At 44.2% G+C, this 21,242-nt stretch carries 19 protein-coding genes; 12 read left to right on the forward strand and 7 right to left on the reverse strand.

From position 1 onward, the window contains the following. The first annotated feature begins 81 nt into the window (after window positions 1-81). Entirely contained in the window at window positions 82-1,173 is a 1,092-nt protein-coding gene (ahbD, locus tag H528_RS0108275; protein WP_022853851.1) for a heme b synthase, read from the forward strand. A 95-nt stretch (window positions 1,174-1,268) separates the two neighbouring features. On the opposite strand, the gene H528_RS0108280 is transcribed toward ahbD, so the two are convergent. The 4 genes from H528_RS0108280 to carA form a co-directional block, all read right to left on the reverse strand. After that, window positions 1,269-1,607, reverse strand: a complete 339-nt coding sequence (locus H528_RS0108280) for a hypothetical protein (protein WP_022853852.1) — start codon at window positions 1,605-1,607, stop codon at window positions 1,269-1,271. Between the two features lie 63 nt (window positions 1,608-1,670). Further along, complete coding sequence (locus H528_RS0108285) at window positions 1,671-2,597, reverse strand: bifunctional riboflavin kinase/FAD synthetase (protein ID WP_022853853.1); 927 nt, start codon at window positions 2,595-2,597, stop codon at window positions 1,671-1,673. Window positions 2,598-2,600: 3 nt separating this feature from the next. Further along, complete coding sequence (locus H528_RS14095; protein WP_022853854.1) at window positions 2,601-3,248, reverse strand: DUF2760 domain-containing protein; 648 nt, start codon at window positions 3,246-3,248, stop codon at window positions 2,601-2,603. Then, window positions 3,245-4,369, reverse strand: coding sequence for a glutamine-hydrolyzing carbamoyl-phosphate synthase small subunit (gene carA, locus H528_RS0108295; protein WP_022853855.1), 1,125 nt, complete (start codon window positions 4,367-4,369; stop codon window positions 3,245-3,247). Before carA ends, H528_RS14095 begins: the two co-directional genes overlap by 4 nt. Window positions 4,370-4,484: 115 nt before the next feature. Between carA and gyrA the strand changes: the two genes are divergently transcribed. Next, window positions 4,485-6,908, forward strand: a complete 2,424-nt coding sequence (gene gyrA / locus H528_RS0108300; protein WP_022853856.1) for a DNA gyrase subunit A — start codon at window positions 4,485-4,487, stop codon at window positions 6,906-6,908. On the opposite strand, the gene mqnE is transcribed toward gyrA, so the two are convergent. After that, window positions 6,905-7,990, reverse strand: coding sequence for an aminofutalosine synthase MqnE (gene mqnE / locus H528_RS0108305; protein WP_022853857.1), 1,086 nt, complete (start codon window positions 7,988-7,990; stop codon window positions 6,905-6,907). The genes gyrA and mqnE overlap by 4 nt on opposite strands. Before the next feature lie 28 nt (window positions 7,991-8,018). Between mqnE and H528_RS0108310 the strand changes: the two genes are divergently transcribed. From H528_RS0108310 to H528_RS0108355, 10 genes are read left to right on the forward strand one after another with little or no spacing between them, the layout of a single operon-like run. Further along, entirely contained in the window at window positions 8,019-8,345 is a 327-nt protein-coding gene (locus H528_RS0108310; RefSeq protein WP_022853858.1) for an HNH endonuclease, read from the forward strand. Then, window positions 8,335-8,892, forward strand: a complete 558-nt coding sequence (locus H528_RS0108315) for a polysaccharide biosynthesis/export family protein (protein WP_022853859.1) — start codon at window positions 8,335-8,337, stop codon at window positions 8,890-8,892. Before H528_RS0108310 ends, H528_RS0108315 begins: the two co-directional genes overlap by 11 nt. An 8-nt stretch (window positions 8,893-8,900) precedes the next feature. Then, a complete protein-coding gene (locus H528_RS0108320; protein ID WP_022853860.1) occupies window positions 8,901-10,157 on the forward strand; it encodes a porin family protein in 1,257 nt (418 codons plus the stop codon). Between the two features lie 16 nt (window positions 10,158-10,173). Next, complete coding sequence (locus H528_RS0108325) at window positions 10,174-11,718, forward strand: XrtA system polysaccharide chain length determinant (protein WP_022853861.1); 1,545 nt, start codon at window positions 10,174-10,176, stop codon at window positions 11,716-11,718. After that, window positions 11,719-12,702: an ExeA family protein gene (locus H528_RS0108330; RefSeq protein ID WP_022853862.1), complete on the forward strand. Its 984-nt coding sequence runs from the start codon at window positions 11,719-11,721 to the stop codon at window positions 12,700-12,702. Window positions 12,703-12,718: 16 nt separating this feature from the next. After that, window positions 12,719-13,567 carry a P-loop NTPase family protein gene (locus tag H528_RS0108335; protein WP_022853863.1) on the forward strand — a complete coding sequence of 283 codons (849 nt, stop codon included), beginning with the start codon at window positions 12,719-12,721 and terminating at the stop codon, window positions 13,565-13,567. Window positions 13,568-13,569: 2 nt separating this feature from the next. After that, window positions 13,570-14,976, forward strand: a complete 1,407-nt coding sequence (locus tag H528_RS0108340; RefSeq protein WP_022853864.1) for a TIGR03013 family XrtA/PEP-CTERM system glycosyltransferase — start codon at window positions 13,570-13,572, stop codon at window positions 14,974-14,976. Next, window positions 14,976-16,823, forward strand: coding sequence for a glutamine--fructose-6-phosphate transaminase (isomerizing) (gene glmS, locus H528_RS0108345; RefSeq protein ID WP_022853865.1), 1,848 nt, complete (start codon window positions 14,976-14,978; stop codon window positions 16,821-16,823). Before H528_RS0108340 ends, glmS begins: the two co-directional genes overlap by 1 nt. Window positions 16,824-16,825: 2 nt before the next feature. Beyond that, complete coding sequence (locus H528_RS0108350) at window positions 16,826-17,803, forward strand: GDP-mannose 4,6-dehydratase (RefSeq protein WP_022853866.1); 978 nt, start codon at window positions 16,826-16,828, stop codon at window positions 17,801-17,803. Further along, on the forward strand, window positions 17,800-18,348 hold the full coding sequence (locus H528_RS0108355) for a hypothetical protein (RefSeq protein WP_022853867.1): 549 nt from the start codon (window positions 17,800-17,802) through the stop codon (window positions 18,346-18,348). The genes H528_RS0108350 and H528_RS0108355 overlap by 4 nt, the downstream gene beginning before the upstream one ends. Before the next feature lie 31 nt (window positions 18,349-18,379). Here H528_RS0108355 and H528_RS0108360 read toward each other — a convergent pair whose 3' ends face one another. Both H528_RS0108360 and purF read right to left on the reverse strand, forming a co-directional pair. Beyond that, complete coding sequence (locus H528_RS0108360; RefSeq protein WP_028845870.1) at window positions 18,380-19,849, reverse strand: menaquinone biosynthesis decarboxylase; 1,470 nt, start codon at window positions 19,847-19,849, stop codon at window positions 18,380-18,382. After that, window positions 19,849-21,231 carry an amidophosphoribosyltransferase gene (purF, locus tag H528_RS0108365; RefSeq protein ID WP_022853869.1) on the reverse strand — a complete coding sequence of 461 codons (1,383 nt, stop codon included), beginning with the start codon at window positions 21,229-21,231 and terminating at the stop codon, window positions 19,849-19,851. Before purF ends, H528_RS0108360 begins: the two co-directional genes overlap by 1 nt. Between the last annotated feature and the right edge of the window lie 11 nt (window positions 21,232-21,242).

Raw genomic sequence — 21,242 nt, forward strand, 5'->3', positions numbered from 1 at the left:
CCCGTCTTAAAACATAAAACATTTATTGGGCTTTTGGAGAGTTTTTTTTGTGGTATTTTTGTCTTAAAAGGAGGAAATATTATGCATCCCAAAGCACATCCTGGTCAAGACGACAAAAAATTCGTCCCAAGGCTGGTGGCTTGGGAACTCACAAGGCATTGTAATCTTGATTGCGTACATTGCCGGGCAGCAGCCAGTAAAGGCCCCTATGAAAACGAACTCACTACCGAAGAGTGCTTTCGTATTTTGAAGGAAATAAAAGAAGTTGGCTCACCCATTATTATTTTGACAGGTGGTGAGCCGCTATTGCGGCCAGACATCTTTGAGATAGCCAAAGAGGCTTCGCGCCTTGGTTTTCGGCCTGTTATGGCTACTAATGGAGTGCTGATTTCTAGAGAAATTGCCCAGAAAATGAAAGAAACAGGCATTGCCCGGGTTTCCATAAGCCTTGATGGTGCAACCCCAGAGTCTCATGACGACTTTCGCAAAGTACCAGGCGCCTTTGAAGGGGCCCTTAGGGGAATAGAGTTTTTAAAAGAGGCAGACATTCCCTTCCAAATAAACACCACGGTCACCGAAGTTAACGTGGATGAAGTTCCCAAAATTTTAGACTTAACCATCAAACTCGGTGCAGTGGCGCATCATATCTTTCTTCTTGTTCCTGTTGGGCGCGGAAAAGATATGGCTTCACAGGCCCTTACCGCGGAAAAATACGAAAAGGTCCTGCATTGGTTTTATGATCAGCGAAAACGAGTCCCTGAGGGTTTCCATTTAAAGGCCACGTGTGCGCCTCATTATTACCGTATACTCCGGCAACGTGCCCGAGAAGAAGGCCAGGAGGTAACCTATGAAACCTTTGGCCTTGATGCGTTGACCAGGGGTTGTTTGGCGGGTACGGGTTTTTGTTTTATTTCCCACCGGGGCCTGGTGCAACCTTGCGGCTATTTAGAGTTGAATTGTGGCTCTTTACGCGAAAAAAGCTTCCCTGAGGTTTGGTGGTATTCAGAAATATTCGAAAACCTGAGAAATTTCAAAGCTTACAAAGGCAAGTGCGGCCGTTGCGAATACATAAGAGTTTGTGGCGGATGCCGGGCCAGGGCTTATGAAGCTACGGGTGATTATCTGGCAGAGGAACCACTTTGTTCTTATGAGCCAAAGAAAAAGGGGGGCTAACCCCCCTTTCTTAAAGTCTGTTTTTAGGCCCCCCATTTTATGGAACGAAAAACAGGAACGGATCCCCCTTTGCGCCTGGTAATTTTGCAAAGTCCCTATTCAAAATACTTTTCTTCGATTTCTATTCCTGCTTCTTTTAGTCTTTGATAGTCTTCTTTTAGTAAGGCATTAGCAAGATTTTTATTAGCGAGTTCTTCTTCTACTGTTTCAGTAGGAAAACCCATGGCATAAAATCTTTCTACTTTATAAGTGTTTCCATTTACTTGGAATTCGAAAATAGCTCCTAGAATATAAGCTTCTTTTTCTTCAAGTATTTGGGCTTCGGGATGGATTTTTAATACTATTGGGCGCTTTAGCAAAGTGACTTTGGCTTTGATTTTTTTACCTTGTTTAGCCATTTCAACTATTTGGGCTAAACGATCGATGCGTTCCATATGTGTTACCTCCTTGTTTTTTTAGGAGAGATAGACATTTGTTTAGCTAAGTCAAGAGGGTTTCTAGGCTTTTAATACTTCTCTTGCTTTGCGGCAGTCTTCTTTTATTTGGGCGGCAAGTTCTTCAGGAGAGGTGAATTTTTTTTCGTCTCTCAGGCGCGATACAAAAGAAAGGCAAATATTTTTGTCGTATAGATTTCCGTCAAAATCAAAGATGTGTACTTCTGCTGAAAGGTACCCATCGCCAAAGGTTGGATTAAAACCGAGATTCATGACTCCAGGTAGCCTTTTGCTATCAAAATGGACATAAACCGCATATACGCCTGTCTTGGGCAAGAGTTTTTCTTTGGAGAGCTTCAGATTAGCAGTAGGGAAGCCCAGTAAGCGTTTGCCTCGACCATGCCCCGGGATCACCTTGCCACAAAGCTTGTAATATCTTCCAAGGAGCTTGGCGGCAAGGGCTACGTCTCCTTCTGAAATGAGTTCCCGAATAAGGGTGCTGGAGACCGTAAGGCCGTTTACTTTTTGCGGTGGGATAACGGTTACCTCAAAACCAAACCGCTTGCCAAGGACCTTTAAAAGTTCAGTGTCGCCACGTCTCTTTTTACCAAAGCGGTAATCGTAGCCCACTACGAGTTCTTTTATGCCTAAACCCTTAACAAAGATGTCTTCTACGAATTCTTCGGCCTCTAACGAGGCAAGCTCTTTGTTGAATTCAAGCAAGAGCAGACAGTCAATCCCTGCTTTTTCAATAAGTTTTATTTTTTGCTCCAAACTGCATATTAGTTTGATAGTTTTTTCAGGGCGTAACACCTGCAATGGATGGGGATGGAAGGTAATGGCAATCGCTGTCCCATCATTTTGGCGGGCCTTTTTGGTGGTTTCGCGAAAAAGGGCCTGATGCCCTAAATGCACTCCGTCGAAGTTGCCAATAGTGGCCACCGGATAAGGTGCTTTAAAAGGTAAGTCCTGGTGTTTTAAGATTTTCATGGGCTAAGAGATTTCAACCTCAGCAGGAGCAAGAATCTTTTCTTGCTTGGGCTTAGGCAAATTTATTTTCTTGTAGCACCAGCCAGGATGCCGCAGGATTCCCTGATAAGGGGGTTCTCCTTTTATGTTGCCAATAAGACGAATGGCTTTGCGGTCAAAATCTTCTTCAATGATTATTTCACTTCCCTCTTTCGCATTTACTACCGGGGAAAGCTCGACGGTTTCAAAGACAGTTTGCTTTAGTTTGCGATGAATGGCACGCACAGCCGCCCCGATTTGAGCATCATCGTAGGCGTCTAAATTTTCGTTTAAAAAGTCAAGAAAACGCCCTTCTTTTTGCAAAACTCCAAGGAAAGCGGCTAGGTATTTTTCTGGCTCGGAAGAGGCTTCTGAGGGGGCAGGAGTAGGCTCTTTGGGCGCTGGGGTTTTGGGTTTTTCCTCAGGGCCTTCAGGTTCAAGCTTGATTTCGGTCTCAACCTGAGAGGTCTCCCTAATGAGAAGTGTTATGATAATGCCTCCCAAAATGGGAGCGCTTACCATAGTGCCTATCGCCCACGGGGGAAGAACTTCCTTAAAATAATAACCAAGGCCTCCCAGAGCAGCAGCTACAACCAAACTTATAAGGAGTGCGGCAATTCTTGCTTGTTTCATAGAGATTTTCCTTCTCCAAAAGCATGAATCATGTCAAGGAAACGGTCAAAAAGATAAACAGAATCACGGGGCCCTGGTGCGTTTTCGGGATGATACTGCACGCTAAAAAGGGGGATTTCTTTGTGTTTGATTCCCTCTAAGGTGCCGTCGTTTAAGTTTATGTGGGAAATTTCTACTTCCTTGGGGAGTTCTTCCTGGCGTACGCAAAAACCGTGGTTTTGCGAGGTTATTTCAATACGGCCAGTGGCGAGGTCTTTTACGGGCTGGTTGGCACCACGATGACCAAACTTGAGTTTGTAGGTGCTTGCCCCCAAGGCCTGACCAAGCATCTGGTGACCAAGACAGATCCCAAAGATTGGGCGTTTGCCAAGGAGTTCTTTGGCAGTCTCAACCACGTAGGGGACTGCGGCTGGGTCCCCTGGGCCGTTTGAAAAGAAAATGCCGTCTGGTTCGTAGGAAAGGATTTCTTCGGCAGAGGTCTTTGCCGGAACTACCAAAAGCTGGCAACCACGCTCTTCCATCAAACGTAGCTGGTTGTATTTAAGGCCACAGTCAATCACCACTACTTTCGGGCCACCGTTAGGATCAAAAGGGAAAAATTCTTTTTTTTCTCCTGCTACCCAGCGATAGGGCTTGTCACAGGTGACTTCTTTTACCAGGTCTCGGCCTACAAGGCCTGGGGAAGCCTTTACCTTTTCAAGGAGTGAGGAGGGGTTTAGGTCTTCAGTGGAAATACCGGCTTTCATGGCCCCAGAAAGCCTGATATGTCTGGTCAACGCCCTGGTGTCTATCTGTTCAATGCCAAGGACCCCCTGGGACTTGAGCCATTCCCCTAGAGAGCGTTTGGCACGCCAATTAGAATAAAATGGCTGATATTCACGCACCACAAAGGCTTCTACCTGGATACGGCTGCTTTCGTTGTCTTCGTCGTTTACGCCGTAATTGCCAATGAGGGGATAAGTCATTGTGACTATTTGGCCCCGGTAAGAGGGGTCGGTCAGGATTTCCTGATATCCCGTCATCGAGGTATTGAAGACGATTTCGCCAAAGGCTTCTCCTGGGCCGGTAAATGACTTTCCCCAAAAAGTGGTGCCGTCTTCAAGGACAATCAGGGCTTTCATAGCAAACCTCCTATGTTCTTGCGCTTTTTACCACGACTTTGAAAATCTTTCTAGCAGCAGAATGCGTTTTTTCGTGGTATAAAGCATTTGGCATTTTGAAGGGAGGTTTTGGTGTATGGCAGAGATTGTTCCTATTCCCATTGAGGAGGAGCTTAAGAAGTCCTATCTCGACTACGCTATGAGCGTGATTGTTGGGCGAGCGCTTCCTGACGTGCGTGATGGTCTGAAACCCGTGCAGCGGCGCATCCTTTTTGCCATGTATGAGCTTAAAAACGACTGGAATAAGCCGTACAAAAAAAGCGCAAGAATCGTGGGTGATGTTATCGGTAAGTATCACCCTCACGGCGATATGGCAGTTTACGACACCTTGGTGCGCATGGCCCAGGATTTTACCATGCGCTATCCCTTGATAGACGGCCAGGGTAACTTCGGCTCCATGGACGGCGATGCCCCGGCAGCCATGCGCTACACCGAAGTGCGCATGGCCAAGATTGCCCACGAGCTACTCACCGACATAGAAAAAGAAACCGTTGACTTCATGCCGAACTACGACAACACCCTTCAGGAGCCGGTGGTGCTGCCGAGCCGCATTCCCAACCTGCTGATTAACGGCTCAGCGGGAATCGCTGTGGGCATGGCCACCAACATTCCGCCGCACAATCTGGGCGAAGTTATCGACGCCCTGGTGGCCATGATCCACAACCCCAACATCACGGTAGATGAGCTTCTTGAGTATGTAAAGGGGCCAGACTTCCCTACAGGGGCTTTTGTTTGCGGCACTAAAGGCATTAAAGAGGCTTACGCCACGGGCAAAGGCCTGATTAAGCTTCGGGCGCGGGCCCACATTGAGCGCGAGGGCAGCCGCGCCTCCATCGTGATAACTGAGCTCCCCTACCAGGTAAACAAGGCCAAACTGGTGGAGAAAATAGCCGCTCTTGCCCGGGATAAAAAGATTGAAGGCATTGCCGAAGTGCGCGATGAATCAGACCGCGAGGGCCTGCGCGTGGTGGTGGAGCTCAAAAGAGAGAAGCAGGAGTTTGCCCCGGTTATCCTCAACCAGCTTTACAAGCAAACGCCTCTTGAAACTACCTTTGGGATAATCATGCTTGCCCTGGTTAACAACAGGCCGGAGCTTCTTAACCTGCGCGAGCTTTTGGGGCACTTTTTGGCCCACCGGCGCAAGGTTGTCATCCGCAGGACCCTTTTTGATTTGCGCAAGGCCAAAGAGCGGGCCCATGTGGTGGAAGGCCTTTTGATAGCCCTTGCCAACCTTGACGAGGTTATTGCCTTGATCAAGGCCTCAAAGACCCCTGCAGAAGCCAAGGAGGGCCTGATAGCCCGCTTTGGGCTTACTCCGGTTCAGGCTCAGGCCATTTTAGACATGAGGCTTCAGCGCTTAACAGGCCTTGAGCAGGAAAAGCTTAAGGCCGAATACGAGGAGCTCAAGCGGCAGATTGCCTGGTTTGAAAAGATACTTTCTGATGAGAAGGTGTTGATGAAGGTCATCGAAGACGAGCTTTTGGCCATCAAAAAAGAGTTCGCGGATGAGCGCCGCACCGAGATAATTCCCAAGGTTGAGGAGCTTTCCCTGGAGGACTTGATAGCCCAGGAAGACGTGGTGATTACCATTACCCACCGGGGCTACATAAAGCGCCTGCCTGCGAGCACCTACCGCAGCCAGCGTCGAGGTGGGCGCGGAAAGATTGGCGTAGAAGCGGGAAGCGAAGACGCAGTGACACAGCTCTATGTGGCCTCAACCCACGACTACTTTCTGTGCTTGACAAACAAAGGCAGGCTTTACTGGCTCAAGGTTTACGATATTCCTCAGGCCGGGCGCACTGCCAAGGGGACGTCGCTGCGCAACTTGCTTCCACTTGGCGAGGACGAAAAGCTCACCACCATCCTTCCGGTCAGGGAGTTCAAGGAGGACTGGTATGTTTTCTTTGTTACCCGGAAGGGCCTGGTGAAGAAGACCTCGCTTGCAGCTTTTTCAAACCCGCGCAGTACCGGAATCGTAGCCGCCGCAGTACGTGAAGGCGACGAGCTAATAGCCGCAGGGTTAACCGACGGCGATAAAGACATTTTGCTGGTAACGAGGAAGGGGCAAAGCATCCGCTTTCACGAAGACGACGTGCGGCCCATGGGGCGCACTGCCGCAGGTGTCAAAGGGATGGACCTTGCTCAAGGAGATGAGGTGGTGGGGCTTGAAATCATTGAAAGGGAAGATCATGAGAGCCTTTTGACTGTTACGGAGCTTGGTTACGGCAAGCGCACGAGCCTGGAAGAATATCGCCTTCAGAGCCGAGGTGGCAAAGGCATCATGGCCATGAAGCTTACGGATAAAACGGGTTTGCTTGCGGGATGCGCCCGGGTGTGCGATGACGACGAGATAATGCTTGTTTCTTCGGCAGGAAAAATTATCAGACTGCGGGTGAAGGACATCCCCGTTCAGGGGCGTGCCACTCAAGGGGTGCGCTTGTTCATGCTTGCCGGAGGTGAAAAGATCGTATCCTTGGCCAAACTGGCTGAAAAAGACTAGCTTAAAGGGTTGTAAAGGGCGTCGCGTTCCACAGGCTCAAACCCTGCTTCGCGAATAATGCGCTCGATCTCTTTGCGAGAAAGGGCCTTTTTGGTTTCTCCCCCTGAAAAATCGCTTATTTTTTCTTCATAAACGGTGCCGTGGAGATCATTAGCGCCAAAATGAAGCGCTACCTGAGCTAACTTGATACCAAGAAAAATCCAGTAAGCTTTAAGGTGTGGGATATTGTCTAACATCAAGCGCGCCACTGCCATCATTTTCAAATCTTCAAAGCCGGTGGTGGGGGCGACTTCTTTTTTAAGGTAGGATTTTTGGGGAAGAAAAGGCAAGGGGATGAAACATAAAAACCCGCCGGTTTCGTCCTGCAGTTTTCTAAGGGCGATGAGGTGTTCCAGGCGTTCTTCGTATGTTTCAATGTGTCCGTAAAGCATGGTAGCGTTGGTAGGGATGCCTAACTTATGGGCTGTGCGGGCAATTTCAAGCCAGCGTTTTCCGGTGATTTTGTTAGGGCAAAGTTTTTTTCTGATACGTTCAGAAAAGACTTCTGCCCCGCCTCCGGGAAGACAGGAAAGCCCGGCTTCTTTTAAATCTTTCAGGACTTCTTCTATGCCTTTTGAGGATATTTTGGCTAAGTGGTCTATTTCCACACAGGTAAATGCTTTGAGCTGGGCTTGAGGGAATTCTCTTTTTAAAGTCTTTAGGAGTTCAAGGTAGAAATCGTATGGTAAAGTAGGGTGTAAACCTCCAACAATATGAATTTCTTGGATAGGAGAGGGGTTTTCTTTAAGTTTTTTGACTATTTCTTCGATATTTAAAGCGTAGGCCTCAGGGTCTCCGGGGGGTTTGCCGAAGGCACAGAATTTGCATAAATTTAGACAAATATTTGAATAATTTACGTGCTGGTTGAAAACATAGTATACTTTTTTATTGTGTAATTTCTCTCTGACAAGGGATGCGAGGGAGCCTAGGCCAATGAGATCGTTAGAACGGAACAATTTAAGCCCGTCTTCAAAATCAAGGCGGGAATTTTCTCTGATTTTTTCGTAAATAGGCGATAAATTTTTGTCTGAAAATTTGATCATAATTTACGGCTAACAAAACTTTAGGAGAATGGCAAGAAGGACAAAAAGCATAAAAGACTACATTTTTTTTGCTGAAGATGCTTTACGCCTTGAAAGACAAAAGGCTCGCAAACTCAGGCAAACTAAATGGTGGCGTAAAAAAATAGCCTCAGGCATTTGTTATTATTGTGGGCGCAAGTTCAAACCCTCGGAGCTGACCATGGATCACCTAATCCCTTTATCAAAAGGTGGAAAAAGCGTTCGGGAGAACCTAGTGCCGGCATGCAAAGAATGTAATAACAAGAAAAAATATCTTCTTCCCTGGGAATGGGAAGATTATTTGGCAAGACTTAAGGGGGAAAATAATGAAGAGTAAGTTTGTTTTAGTTTTGTTTTTTTTAATGGCCATTTCAAGTTCGGTTTATGCCGCTAAAACGGCCTTTGATGAATACATTATTGGTCCCGGAGATGTTTTAGAGATAATAGTTTGGAAAGAACCCGACTTTACAAGGGATGCAACGGTTCGTCCTGACGGGCGTATTACCTTGCCTTTAATAGACGATGTTATGGCTGCAGGGAAGACCCCCATGCAACTAAAAGAAGAAATACAGAAAAAACTGCAAGAATATATCGATCTTCCAGTAGTTACGGTGATTGTTAAAGAAATTAACAGCAAATTTTACTATATGATCGGAGAGATAAAGAGTCCAGGAGCTTATTCTCTTAGCAAGCCTATGACGATTTTACAGGCTTTGGCAGTGGCAGGAGGATTTACTGAATGGGCTAATAAAGACAAAATAATGGTTCTAAGGTTTAAAGAAGGGAAGAGAATAGTTTTGCATTTTAGTTATGAGCAGGCTGTCAAGGGGAAAGATATTAACGATTTTAATCTTATGCCAGATGATATCGTTTTAGTTCCCTAGGAGGATTTATGAGGATATCTCTTTTTACACTTGTTTTTTTGTTGATAGCCAGTTTTTCGTTTGCTCAGAGTAGTTTTTATGCTTTAAGTCTTTTTCTGAATTCAGAATACACTGACAATTTGTTTTTGACTAATACTGATAAGACTGATGATATAATCTCTGTTTTTGGTGCAAGCTTTGCTGCAAATAGAGCTACGAAGATCTCTAGTATGGATCTTTCGTATAGTTTAAGTAGGTCTTATTACTGGAATAGAGAAGGGAGTGATTCGTTTCGACACAATTTAAGCTTTGATTATGATAGATCCTTATCTAAACATTTGAATTTTTCTTGGAAAAATATTTATTATCGAACAGAAGAACCTATAGAACCAAGTACGCTTGTCTTTGAGGAAAGAAGGGGAGAAAGAAGGCCATATTATCGTATAAATTCTTCTTTAGACACGAGTTATGAATATTACAAAAATTCTTTTGTCCGGTTTGGCCTTTCTCTAAACTACTTACAAAATGAAAGTCCTTTAACGGAAGATTCACGCTCTTATACGGAGTTTGTTTCTCTCTCACGAGATTTTGTGAAATATTTTATTGAATCCCGCTTTTCTGCAACGCAACGAGAATTTGAACAAACTCCTTCTGTGCAAACATGGAGTGCCGAGGCTTCTGGAGGATATAAAATCGCTCATAATAAGAAAGTTTCTTTGAAGTTTTCAATAGATAGAACTCAGGACAAGAGCCCCACTGGAGAGGATTATTGGGTTTATTCTTCAGACGTAACTTATTCTTGGAATCCAACTAGAAAAGATAGTTATCATTTTAGCCTTGGTTATTTTGTAAAAAAAGGAGATGACAAGGGTAAGGATTCAGATGGCATAACTTTTTCTTTAGATTATTCTAGAAAGTTCAGGTTGACCACTTTTTCTATTTCAGGTTCCGGTGGTTATCGTTATCGTTATGTTGAGGCAGAAAATACTGGATTTACTAAGTATTATCTGATTTCTGCAGATATTTCTCGCAAGTTAAGCCGCAGGACTTCTGTTAGTAGTAGCTTTTCTTATAGATGGGAAGATGATTTAAGGGGGGTAAGGAACACCTATGTTTTTTCGGCCGCTATTGCTCATCAGATAACTAAAAAAATTTCCGGTTCTATTTCTTACTCGTTTAGAAAGGTTTCAGCTGATTATTCCCAAGATGAATATACTGTTAATACTGTATTTTTGTCTTTTTCTTATCGTTTTTGGCAGGCCAAGCATTTGCCATGGAATTTATAGAATATGAGGTGTTGGTATGATTAATGCCGATAAAATGCCAAAGCAGATGGATTTGTTCTCAGTTTTAATGTTCCTTTGGCGCAGAAAATGGATCATTATTTTCACTTTCGTAGTAGTTTTTGCGCTGGTGCAATGGAAGATACTTCATACGCCAAAGATTTATCAGGCTCAGGTAGTTCTTTCTATCTCACCTCAAAAGATTCCTTCTGCCTATGTTAAATCGACAGTTTCTGGAGATATGGAAGCTTTTATCCATTCTATTTGGCAGGAAATTACCAGCCGTCGCAATTTAGAATACTTGATTAAGGAATTCAATCTTTATCCCCAGATGGTACAAAATGTTCCCATGGAAACGGTTGTTGAAAGGATGCGAAAGGCTATAAAGGTTTCTCGCCCTAGAGGAGGGAAAAGAAATGTTATTATAGTCAGTTTTACTTATTATGATCCCAATTTGGCTGCCAAGGTTGTAAATCGAATTGCGAATATTTTTATCGAAGAAAACTTAAAATTGCGTGAGGAGCAGGCCAAAACTATTACTGCTTTTTTAGATGAAGAATTAACCCGCATTGAAAAGCAGTTAAGAGAACGAGAGAAGGCTATTCAGGAGTATAAGCAAAAGCATATGTCAGAGCTTCCAGAACAGAAACAATCTATCATTGCGATTTTGGGTAGGTTACAAAAAGAAAAAGAAGCATTGCAAATGCGTAAAGAGATGCTTCAGGATCGGAAAGTGTCTATCTTAGAACAGCTTAAGAAGGCTAAAGATCAGCAGGTTATTGCTACAGATGAAATTCAAACAGATAGTCAGGATTTTAAGGCAAGCTTAGAATTTTTGAAACAAAAATACGAGGCTTTGTTAACAAAATATACTGAGAAACATCCAGATGTAATTAGATTAAAAAGACTGATAGAGCAAAAAGAAAAAGAAATGAAGAAAACGCAAAAAGGGGAAGAAAGTGGTGTGACTGAGCCGACAATTGTAAGCCAATTAAGGGCCCAGATCAAAGATATTGATAAGGAGTTGAAATCAATAGATGAACTTATTGCTAATACTAATGCAAAAATAGCCCTCTATCAAAAGCGCTTAGAGAATATCCCGAAAAGAGAACAGGAATTAACAGATCTTACACGTGATTATAATAATCTTATGAAAACTTATCGCATGTTACTCGACAAAAAAATTCAGGCCGCCATGGCTGAGACCTTAGAAAAACGCCAGCAAGGAGAACAATTTAGAATAATTGATCCTGCTCGTATCCCCGAAGTTCCCGTCTCTCCTGATGTCAAAAAGATGTTGGCAATGGGTTTAATTGCTGCTTTAGGATTGGGGCTAGGTATAGCTGCTTTGCTTGAATTTGTTGTTGATAAAAAGATTTATGACCCTTCTGTTCTTGAATATAATTTCGATGTTAAAGTTTTAGCCACTATTCCTAGTGTTATGATGAAAAACGACAAGTTGAAATATGCGTTAAAAACCGGACTTCTTTCAATTTTGGCTCTCAGTGGTTTTGCCGCAAATGCTTTTTTAACTTATAAGATTTTAACGGAGCTGCCACTTTAAATGTATTATAAATATTGGGGCTTACTTAAAAACCCCTTTGATATTCATCCTGATCCTGATTTTCTTTATTTGAGTGAGCAGCATAGAGAAGCTTTGTCACATCTTAAATATGCTGTTTTGGCAAAAAAGCCGTTCTTGTTGCTGACTGGAGATATAGGCGTTGGGAAAACTACTTTGCTTAATTATTTTTTAAGGGATTTGGAAAAAGACAAAAATGTCGTAGTTGTTCCAGTGTTTAATCCTTCTTTGTCTGTGTCTGAATTTTATGAACTACTTTCACAAACTCTTTTCCCACGCCAAGATGTCTCAAATATATCCAAGCCTATTTTTTTGCTTAAATTTCGGGAACAGCTAAAAAAAATATATCAGCAGGGCAAAATTTTGGTCCTAGTCATTGATGAGGCACAGTCTGCAAGTATCCGTTTTCTGGAGGAATTGAGGCTTTTTGCTAATATTGCTGCCGAATTTCCCGGGATGGTTATTATTCTTGTTGGTCAACCAGATCTTCTAGATAAGCTCGATTGTCCTGAGCTAACTTCGCTGCGTCAACGCTTTTCTTTTAAGTATCATCTTGGCCCTTTTAGAGATATCAAAGACGTATCTGATTATATCTCTACGCGCCTGTTAAGGGCTGGCTCTCCAAAAAACAGGGTTTTTACCGATGATGCCATCGAGGCCCTGTTTAAATTTTCAGGAGGAATCCCGCGCGTGATAAATATTTTGGCTGATCATGCCCTGATGTCTGCTTTTTTAGCAAAGGCAGAATTAGTTGATGCTTCGTTTGTGGAAGAAGCATCTAAAGAAGTTAAGCATTTACTGCCTAAACTTCAAAAGAACCAACATCTCGAGGCCAAGAATTCTAAGTCTAATTTTGAGCGTTACATTCCTTTTATATTTTTAGTGGTTATGTCGATTTTAATTTTAGGTTATCTTCTTGGTCTTTGGGATTGGGAACGATTAAAAGGCTTGTGGGATTTAGGTTAGTTTTAGGGGATTTTGTATGGGAAAGTTGTCAAAGCTCTTAGAAAGTATCGAAAATGATAAAGAAAACACCAACGTGGCCAAAGTTTTACCTTTAACCGAACACGAAGAGGAAAAACCGCTTAAAGACCAAAGCGACGCGCAAGTTTTGCGGCTATCAAACGTAGATCCAAAAATTTTGACCTACCACGATCCAGAAAATATAGTCGCAGAGCACTTTAAAATTTTGCGAAGCCAAATCCTTCATCCGCGTACAGGGCTTCCTTCTCGATTTATTTTGGTTACAAGTGCTGTTCCTAAAGAAGGAAAGACTTATGTGTCAATCAATCTAGCCTTTTCTTTTGCGCGGAGCGCGCCTACCATTTTAATTGAAGCAGATCTGCGTAAACCCACTTTCAAAGAAAAACTTGGTATAGCTCCTGAATATGGCCTTTCTGATTATCTTTCTGGACGTGTATCTTCCCTTGAAGACGTCATTTATAAAACAGATTATCCCAACTTGTTTATCATCCCTGCGGGGAATATAACCTCTGAAGTTAAAGACCTGTTTAGTTCAGAGGCAGTAGTAGCTTTGATGGAGGCTCTGAGAAATCGCTTTCCTAAGCACTTTTTTATTTTTGATAGTCCTCCTGTTTTAGTAGCTTCTGAAACAATTTCTCTTGCGCGCCTAGCTGATGGGATTCTTTTTGTGGTTCGTTATGCTTTTTCTGATGCAGAAGTTGTAAATGAAGCAGTTGATAAAATTGGTAAGTCTAAGCTGTTAGGCTTTGTTTTTAATAATTATAGACCATCGTTTTTGGGGCTTTTTTCTCCTAAACTAAAATATTATCGATATGCCTACAAATATCGATATTACAAATCACGTTAGCTATGATTTGGCTTTTTCATCGCTATTATCCCGCTAGAAAATTACTTTTTTTTATCTCAGAAACTTTTTTGATTTTTGCTGCATCGTTAATAGCTTTTTATATCCATGACGGCTATATAACCTATGATTTAGCGCATTGGCCGCTATTTTTTAAGATTTTCTTTGTTACTTTTATGTTTCAGTTGTGGCTTTATTATTTTGATTTGTATACTTTTCGGCGTGAAGATAGTCTATGGGATATGTTTTTGCGCCTTCTTCAGTCAATCGGTTTAGCTACGTTTCTTATAGGGATTGTCTATTATTTCTTCCCTAAAATGATGATTAGTAACTGGTCTTTTATGATTTTTCTCTTCTTTGTTATTGTTCTTGCTATTTCTTGGCGTCTTCTTTATTTTTATGTTTTGAAACAAGGCTATCTCGATGAAAGAATAGCTTTTGTTGGTTTTTCTTCTTTAGCTGAGCATTTAATGGAAGAAATAGACCGACAGCTAGATTGTGGTTTCTGTGTGGCTGCTATTTTTACCCGTGATAAAGATTACGTTTTAAGCGCTGTTAAAAATTTTAGCTTCTTTCCAAAGGTTCAAATAAAAACCGATTTCAAAAAAATCTTTGATTTTTGTCATAAGAATAAAATAAAACAGGTCGTAGTTTGCATAGAAGATAGGCGCGGGAAGCTTCCTGTCTCTGAGCTTCTTGAATGTCGTATGAAGGGAATTGATGTTGTTGAAGGGGAAACTTTTTATGAGCACCTGACTGGAAAAATCCTTGTTGAAAAAATAAGACCGAGCTGGCTTATTTTTCATGGTGGTTTCTACAAGTCCCGAAGAACATTATTTCTTAAGCGAGTTCTTGGTCTTTTGGTGGCAACTGCAGGCTTGATTATTTTATCTCCTATTGCCCTTTTAATAGCCATTCTCATTAAATTGGATTCACCAGGCCCGGTTTTGTTTGTGCAGGAAAGAGTAGGCAAAGACGGAAAAGTTTTCAAGCTTTATAAGTTCCGGTCCATGCGAACGGATGCCGAAAAAGATGCCCCTAAGTGGGCGTCTAAAAATGATCCCCGTGTTACCAGGGTGGGGAGGGTGATAAGAAAATTACGTCTTGATGAGATCCCTCAAATGTGGAATGTCATCAAGGGTGATATGTCATTTGTAGGGCCTCGTCCTGAAAGGCCCTTTTTTGTAGAAAGACTCCGTAAGAAGATCCCTTATTACGACCAAAGGCATACAGTGCTTCCGGGAATTACCGGCTGGGCGCAAATTTGCTATCCTTACGGGGCTTCTGACGAAGACGCCCTGGAAAAACTAAAATATGACCTTTACTACATAAAATACATGTCTGTTATGTTTGATCTGTATATCATCTTTAAGACCATCAAAATTGTCTTATTTGGAGAAGGAGCGCGCTAATGTGTGGCATTATTGGCTATGTTGGAGAAAGAGCCGTAATTCCGGTGCTACTTGAAGGTCTCAGACGCCTTGAATACCGCGGGTATGATTCTGCTGGGGTGGCTTTTTTTGATGAAGGAAAAATCTCGGTCATTAGAGCCCTTGGCAAGCTTTTTAATCTTCAGGAGCTTCTGGCGGGCTATGGTAAAAATCCCCGAGGCATAGGTCTAGGTCATACTCGCTGGGCCACTCATGGAGAACCAGCAGAACATAACGCCCATCCCCATGGGGACTGTCGCCAGGAATTAGTAGTTGTTCACAACGGAATTATTGAAAACTACCACACCTTGCGCGGTATGCTTGAACAAAAAGGGCATAAGTTTCGTTCGCAAACCGACACCGAGGTCATTCCCCATCTTATCGAAGAAGAATTGGAAGCAGGCTTTGATTTGCCTGAAGCTGTTCGCAGGGCCCTAAGTAAGGTAGAAGGCGCCTATGCTATTGGCGTTTTCTGGGCCAAGGCCCCTCACATGCTTATTGCAGCGCGCTATCAAAGCCCGCTGGTACTGGGCATTGGCGAGGGTGAAAACTTTATGGCCTCAGATATCCCTGCAATACTTCCTTGGACTAAAAACGTCATCTTCCTCGATGATGGGGAGATGGCTATCTTGACCAAAGACTCTTGCCAGATACTTAGCCTGCGTGATGGAAGAAAAATTGCCAAAGAAATTTCTCGTATTCACTGGGACGCCGCCATGGCGGAAAAGGCGGGCTTTAAGCATTTTATGCTTAAAGAGATTTACGAACAGCCGCAAGCCATTTTAAATACTTTTCGTGGCCGCCTTGATCCTGAAACAGGTGAAGTAAACATCCCTGAGATTTGTTTGTCTCCTGAGGAAGTTTTGTCCCTTAAAAAGATATGCATTCTGGCCTGTGGAACCTCTTACCATGCCGGGCTTGTAGGCAAATATTTGTTTGAGCGCTGGGTTAGGCTTCCGGTAGAAGTTGAGCTTGGCTCAGAGTTTCGTTACCGAGATTTGTTAATCGACAAAAATACCCTGGTAATCCCCATATCCCAATCAGGAGAAACTGCAGACACCTTGGCAAGTCTTAGGCGGGCTCGGGAAGTAGGGGCCAAGGCCGTGGCCATTTGTAACGTATTGGGAAGCACTATTACCCGTGAGTCAGATGGCACTATTTATACCCATGCCGGCCCAGAAATAGGGGTTGCCTCAACCAAGGCCTTTACCAGCCAGCTTACGGCCCTTTTGCTTTTGGTCCTTTATTTTGGCCAGATGCGCAAGAGTCTTTCCGAACAGGAACGCCGCCGCATTGCCCGTTCCTTGTTGCGCGTCCCCTACCAGGTAGAGAAGCTTATTGAAAAGGTCCATCCAGAAATAAAAGACCTTGCTTATGATTACCAAAGAAAAGAACACTTTCTCTATTTAGGTAGAAATATCCTTTTCCCTATCGCCTTAGAAGGTGCCCTTAAGCTTAAGGAAATTTCTTATATCCATGCTGAAGGCTATGCTGCAGGAGAGATGAAACATGGCCCCATTGCCCTTATTGATGAGAATATGCCGGTGATGGCTCTTGCCCCTGCCAATCACCATGTTTACGAAAAGATGATTTCGAATATCGAAGAAGTGCGTTCTAGACGGGGTGAAATCCTTGCTTTGGGCACTGAAGGGGATGAAACCCTTGCCCGCGTGGCTACGCGTACTGTCTCCTTGCCCGAATGTGAGTGGGAAGTCTCGCCGATTCTTTACACCATACCTTTACAACTTCTTGCTTATGAAGTAGCGGTAGTACGTGGTTGTGACGTTGACCAACCGCGCAATCTCGCTAAAAGCGTAACAGTGGAGTAATTATGGATGCTATCTTGGTTACCGGAGGAGCAGGGTTTATTGGCTCTCATTTGGTGGATACCCTTTTGGCCCGCGGAGAAAGGGTTGTTGCCATCGATGATTTTAACGACTACTACTCTCCGAAAATCAAGCATAAAAACATTGAAAGCGCCTTAAAAAATCCTCATTTCCATTTAGAGCAAGGTGATATACGGGATTTTCCCTTTTTAGAGCGGGTCTTTAAAAGATACCCCATCAAGTGCGTGGTGCATCTTGCCGCCCGTGCAGGGGTGCGTCCTTCAGTGGAAGACCCTATCCTTTATGAAGAAGTAAACGGCGTGGGCACCACTAATCTTCTTGAGCTTTCGCGGCGTTACAAAGTCCCAAAATTCGTATATGGGAGTTCTTCTTCGGTTTACGGCTATTCTGACCAGGTTCCTTTTAGGGAGTCAGTTTGTGCGGATAGACCAGTTTCTCCCTATGCCGCTACCAAGCGGGCCAATGAGCTTATGTGCCATGCCTTTCATCATCTTTTTGGTATCAAGATAGTCTGTTTGCGCTTTTTTACGGTTTACGGCCCGCGCCAGCGCCCTGAGATGGCCATCCATAAGTTTACCCGCTTAATTGACCAGGGGAAGGAAATCCCGGTTTACGGTGATGGCTCTTCCAAAAGGGACTACACTTACATAGACGATATCATCCAAGGAGTAGTAGCTGCGATAGATAAAGATTTTGACTTTGAGATTTTTAATCTTGGAGAATCTCAGGTTACAGACCTTCTTACCTTGATAAAACTCATAGAAGAAAACCTGGGCAAGCCTGCGAAAATTAAGTTTTTACCTTTTCAAGCAGGTGATGTACCTATTACTTATGCGGATATTTCAAAGGCCAGAGAACTTTTGGGGTATAATCCCCAAGTGCCTATTGAAGAGGGTATCAAACGTTTTATTTCCTGGTATAAAGAGGAAGCAAGAGATCTTTACACTGGAGGGGATAAATGAAGCCAGAAGAATGCACCTTATATCACAGTGGGTTGCGCGGGGCTGAAGCCACTTTTGGAGAAAATGCCGAACGTTTTGGGGTAAAAGAGGTTGTTTTTACTTACGAAGGGCATAAGCCTGACAGGGCCAAAAACCTTGTGGAGCTTTCCCCTGAGGAGCTTAAACGCGGTGATATCAGCATGGAACTTGTTTCCAAAATGATGAAACGTAATTATGCCAAGCCTGAACGCATTCGTAAGGTCCTTCAGGTTATTTTTCACATGGTAAACAAGGGCTATCAGGTCTTTATTGTGGGCGAAATCTTACCAAATGGCACTGTTAAAGGTGGAACCGGTTGGGCTGCCGAGCTTGCCAAGCTTTTTAATCGGCCTTTGCATGTTTTTGACCAGCGTGTAAACAAGTGGTTCACCTGGAAAGACGGCAAGTGGGTAGAAGACACCCCAGTAATCTCCCACAACACCTTTGTAGGCACAGGCACACGTAACCTTACCGAAGAAGGCAAAAAGGCAATCGAAGAACTTTTTGAGCGCTCCTTTGGGAAATAGTATGAAGGCGGCAGGCACCTTGCCTGCCGTTTTATCTTTTTCTCTTTAAGAACTCTTCAACACCCAGCTTTCGCCAGAGGCGATTAATCTTTTGTTGGACTTCAGGGTCCATTTCAATGACATCTGGCCAGTCGCGTTCAAAGCCTTCTTCTGGCCATTTGCGGGTGGCGTCTATGGCCATTTTGCTGCCATAGTAAGGAAGCGGTGCTGCGTGATCCAAGGCATCTACCGGGCCTTTCACGAAAAAGATATCTCGTTCAGGGTCGATGTTGTTGCCCAAACGCCAGAGACACTCAGAAACATCCTGGACATTTACCTCTTTATCGAAGATTACAATGATCTTGCAAAACATCATTTGCCCAAGGCCCCAGAGGGCGCAGGCTACTTTGCGGGCATGTCCAGGGTAGCGTTTGTCAATAGAAACAAAAGCAAGGTTATGGAAAACCCCTTCCATGGGAAGGTTTATATCGACTATTTCTGGCAAGGTTTTCTGAATAAGGGGTAAAAAGAGCCTTTCCGTGGCCTTTGCCATGTAGCAGTCTTCCTGAGGGGGTTTTCCCACGATAGTAGCAGGGTAAACGGCGTCTTTGCGCATGGTCATGCAGGTTACGTGGAAAACAGGATAGTAATCAGGAAGAGAATAATATCCCGTATGGTCGCCAAAGGGGCCTTCAAGGCGCCTTTCCCCCGGTTCAACATAACCTTCAAGCACTATCTGGCTGTTTGCAGGGACTTCGAGATCAACCGTAAGGCACTTTACCATTTCCACGGGTTTGCCACGCAAAAAGCCCGCAAAAAGGATTTCGTCTACCTCATCGGGCAAAGGTGCGGTGGCGGCGTAAGTGGTAGCAGGGTCCGGGCCTATGGCCACGGCCACAGGGAGCCTTTTACCTAGTTTTTCGGCAATACGAAAATGGTGCGCGCCGCCTTTGTGCAGGTGCCAATGCATGCCAGTAGTGCGCCTGTCAAAGACCTGCATGCGATACATGCCAACGTTGCGCACCCCAGTTAGCGGGTCTTTGGTAATTACCACAGGAAGCGTAATAAAAGGTCCGCCGTCCTGAGGCCAGCAATGAAGAATAGGCAAGCGATAAAGATCAACCTCACTTTCTTTAAAGACTATTTCCTGGCAAGGGGCCTTGGAAACGTATTTTGGGAAAACACTTGCCAGGCGTTTTATTTTGGGGATGAGATTGAGTTTTTTGACAATGGAGTCAGGCTTTTCGATTTCTATGAATTGCAGGACGTCTTCGCCAAGTTCGTTAAGGTTTTCAACCCCAAGGGCAAGGGCCATGCGGCGAAAACTGCCAAAAGCGTTAGTTAAAACAGGCATGTCATAGCCGGGAACATTTTCAAAAAGAAGCGCAGGCCCATATACCTTGCACACCCGGTCGGTTACCTCAGGGATTTCAAGTTTTGGGGAAAGAGGCTCTTTAATGCGCAAAAGTTCCTGTTCCTGTTCTAGTTTGGCAATAAATTCTTGAAGGTCTTTATAGGCAATCATTTCGTTTCCTTTATTTCAAAGATTTCTTTGTGAATACTGGCCTTGATGGGTACAGGGTATTTACCGGTAAAACAGGCCAGGCAAAAGCCCTTGTTATTACCCTGCGCGGCTTTAAGAAGCCCTTCTAAGGAAAGATAATGAAGGAGATCAAGCTCAAGATAGCGTCTTATTTCGTCAACACTGTGTTTGGCGGCTATGAGCTCACCACGCGAAGGAAAGTCTATACCGTAGTAGCAGGGATATTTTATGGGTGGGCAGCTTATCAGCATGTTTATTTCAAAGGCTCCAGCCTCGCGTATAGCTCTCACTCTGGTGCGGCTGGTAGTGCCGCGAACCAATGAATCATCCACCACAGCTACTTTTTTGCCCCTTAAGAGTTCTTTCACAGGGTTTAACTTCACACGTACTGAAAAATCTCGCATGCTCTGGGAAGGCTGGATAAAGGTACGGCCCACGTAGTGGTTCCTGATAACTCCCATTTCAAAGGGAAGTCCTGTGGCCTGGGCGTAACCAATGGCAGCATAGTTTCCCGAGTCAGGAAACGGCATGACAAAGTCTGTCTCCAGGGGGCATTCCCTGGCAAGCTCGTAACCCAGGCGTTTGCGAAAGCTATAAACGTTTTCACCAAAAATGTTGCTATCGGGGCGTGCAAAGTAGATGAATTCAAAAATACACTGGGCAAGGTTTTCTTTCTTTATTCCTTCGTACGAGTTTATGCCATTTTCATCGATGACTAGAATTTCGCCGGGTTTTACATCTCGTAAATATTGGGCCTGAACCAAGTCAAAGGCACAGGTCTCAGAAGCAACGATATAGCCGCCGTTTAACATGCCCAGGGCAAGCGGACGAAAGCCGTGTGGGTCTCTAAAGGCAATGAGTTTGTCCTGTGCCAGCAAGACAATAGAGTAGGCCCCTTCAATAATGGCCATGGTTTCCCGGATTGCTTCCACCAGGCCCTTCTGAAGGGATTTGGCAATGAGATGGACGATAATCTCACTGTCCATGGTGGTCTGAAAAAGTGAGCCCTGTTTTTCGAGTTCCTCTCGCAGAAGACAGGCGTTTACAAGATTTCCATTGTGAGCCAGGGCAAAGGTTTGGCGGCTGTGGGTTACCAAGAAAGGCTGGACGTTTTTTACCGTGCTTGATCCTGTGGTTGAATACCGCACGTGCCCCACGGCAATGTGGCCGGTAAGGTTTTGCAGGATGGGTTCATTAAACACTTCGGCAACCAGGCCAAGGTCACGGTGTTCTTTTACCACTTTGCCATCTGAAGAGACTATGCCGGCACTTTCCTGTCCGCGATGTTGCAGGGCGTAGAGCCCGAAAAACGCAATCTTTGCAGCTTCTTTATGTCCGAATACTCCTATTACGCCGCACATGAGCGGCCCTC

This window comes from Thermodesulfatator atlanticus DSM 21156 (genome assembly GCF_000421585.1).
In the GTDB taxonomy this organism is placed as follows: Bacteria; Desulfobacterota; Thermodesulfobacteria; order Thermodesulfobacteriales; family Thermodesulfatatoraceae; genus Thermodesulfatator; species Thermodesulfatator atlanticus.